2 protein-coding genes are annotated in these 2,805 nt (G+C 37.1%); both read left to right on the forward strand.

The window, feature by feature from the left end; genetic code table 11:
• Positions 1–1,549, forward strand: a 1,549-nt coding sequence (locus F7018_RS10250; protein ID WP_175578707.1) for a beta strand repeat-containing protein, incomplete at its 5' end; no start/stop codon positions are given.
• Between the two features lie 210 nt (positions 1,550–1,759).
• Positions 1,760–1,984: a hypothetical protein gene (locus F7018_RS10255; RefSeq protein WP_150899973.1), complete on the forward strand. Its 225-nt coding sequence runs from the start codon at positions 1,760–1,762 to the stop codon at positions 1,982–1,984.
• Positions 1,985–2,805 lie beyond the last annotated feature (821 nt).

Genomic DNA, 2,805 nt, shown 5'->3' on the forward strand with positions numbered 1-2,805 from the left:
TGCCGCAGGTGTAAATACGGATGATCAAACGATAACAGATTTTAGTATTTCAGGAACAGATTTAAGCATTACGTTAGAGGATGGAAACACAGCAACAGTTCCATTAGCAAGTATAAAAGCAGGAGTAGATACTACAGTTACTAATACAAGTTTTACAGTAGTAGGAACAAATTTAGTAATCACAGACAGTGCAGGAAATACAGTGAGTGTACCATTAGCAACAATTGCAGCTGGAGTAAATACTGATGATCAAACGGTAACAGATTTTAGTGTTTCAGGAAATAATTTAAGCATTACTTTAGAAGATGGGAATACTGCGACTGTACCATTGGCTACGATTGCTGCGGGAGTTGATACAAATACAACCAATTCAACTTTTACAGTAGTAGGAACAAATTTAGTAATTACCGATAGTGAAAACAATACTGTAAGTGTGCCATTAGCAACGATTGCAGCAGGCGTGAATACAGATGATCAAACAGTAACGAGTTTTGGTATTGTAGGAAACAATTTAAGTATTACGTTAGAAAATGGAAATACCGCAACTGTACCATTAGCGACAATTGCTGCAGGCGTAAATACAAATACAACCAACTCAAGTTTTACAGTAGTAGGAACAAATTTAGTAATTACCGATAGTGAAAACAATACTGTAAGTGTACCATTAGCTAATATAGCAGCAGGCGTGAATACAGATGATCAAACAGTAACTAGTTTTGGTATTGTAGGAAACAATTTAAGTATTACGTTAGAAAATGGAAACACGGCAACGGTACCATTAGCAACAATTGCGGCTGGAGTAAATACTGATGATCAAACGGTAACAGATTTTAGTGTTTCAGGAAATAATTTAAGTATTACCTTAGAAGATGGGAATACTGCGACTGTACCATTGGCTACGATTGCTGCGGGAGTAGATACAAATACAACCAACTCAAGTTTTACAGTAGTAGGAACAAATTTAGTAATCACCGATAGTGAAAACAATACTGTAAGTGTACCATTAGCAACGATTGCAGCAGGCGTGCATACAGATGATCAAACAGTAACTAATTTTGGTATTGTAGGAAACAATTTAAGTATTACGTTAGAAAATGGAAACACGGCAACGGTACCATTAGCGACAATTGCCGCAGGTGTGAATACAGATGATCAAACGGTAACTAATTTTGGTGTTGTAGGAACAGATTTAAGCATTACGTTAGAAGATGGAAACACGGCAACGGTACCATTAACAACAATTGCCGCGGGCGTAAATACCGATGATCAGGCATTAACCTTAGCAACAGGAAACATCTTAACTTTAGAAGATGGTGGAACAGTAAATTTAACACCATTCTTAGATAATACAGATGATCAAGCAATCACAGCAACACTTGATAATACCACAAGAATATTAACTGTTACTTTAGAAGATGGTGGAACTCAAACAGTAGATTTCTCAACTGTATTAGCAGCCGCAGGAACAGATGATCAGGCTTTAACTTTAGCTACAGGAAACATCTTAACCTTAGAAGATGGTGGAACAGTAGATTTAACACCATTCTGAGATAATACAGATGATCAAGCAATTACAGCAACGCGTGATAATACAACAAAAATATTAACGATTACGCTGGAAGATGGAGGAACACAAACGGTCGATTTCTCAACTGTATTAACAGCAGGTGGAACGGATGATCAAACGGTAACTAATTTTGGTATTGTAGGAACAGATTTAAGCATTACCTTAGAAGATGGAAACACTGCAACTGTACCATTGGCTACGATTGCTGCAGGTGTAAATACGGATGATCAAACGGTAACTAATTTTGGTATAGTAGGAACTAACTTAAGCATTACGTTAGAAGATGGAAACACGGCAACGGTACCATTAGCTACTATTGCAGCAGGAGTAAATACCGATGATCAGGCTTTAACCTTAGCGACAGGAAACATTTTAACATTAGAAGATGGTGGAACAGTAGATTTAACACCATTCTGAGATAATACAGATGATCAAGCAATTACAGCAACGCTTGATAATACAACAAAAATATTAACGATTACGCTGGAAGATGGAGGAACACAAACGGTCGATTTCTCAACTGTATTAACAGCAGGTGGAACGGATGATCAAACGGTAACTAATTTTGGTGTTGTAGGAACAGATTTAAGTATTACCATAGAAGATGGAAACACAGCAACAGTTCCATTAACAACAATTGCAGCAGGCGTAAATACCGATGATCAGGCATTAACCTTAGCAACAGGAAATATCTTAACATTAGAGGATGGTGGAACAGTAGAGCTAACACCAGTCTTAGATAATACAGATGATCAAGCAATCACAGCAACACTTGATAATACCACAAGAATATTAACTGTTACTTTAGAAGATGGCGGAACTCAAACAGTAGATTTTTCAACTGTATTAGCAGCTGCAGGAACAGATGATCAGGCTTTAACATTAGCAGCAGGAAATATCTTAACATTAGAAGATGGAGGAACGGTTAATTTAACACCATTCTTAGACAATACAGATGATCAAGCAATCACAGCAACACTTGATAATACAACAAGAATATTAACAGTTACTTTAGAAGATGGTGGAACTCAAACAGTAGATTTCTCAACTGTATTAGCAGCAGCAGGAACTGATGATCAGGCATTAACATTAGCAGCAGGAAATATCTTAACCTGAGAAGATGGTGGAACAGGAGAGGTAACACCATGCGTAGAGAATACAGATGATCAAGCATTAACATTAGCAACAGGAAACATCTTAACATTAGAAGATGGTGGAACAGTAGATTTAACACCATT

The organism is Tenacibaculum aiptasiae (genome assembly GCF_008806755.1).
In the GTDB taxonomy this organism is placed as follows: domain Bacteria; phylum Bacteroidota; class Bacteroidia; order Flavobacteriales; family Flavobacteriaceae; genus Polaribacter; species Polaribacter aiptasiae.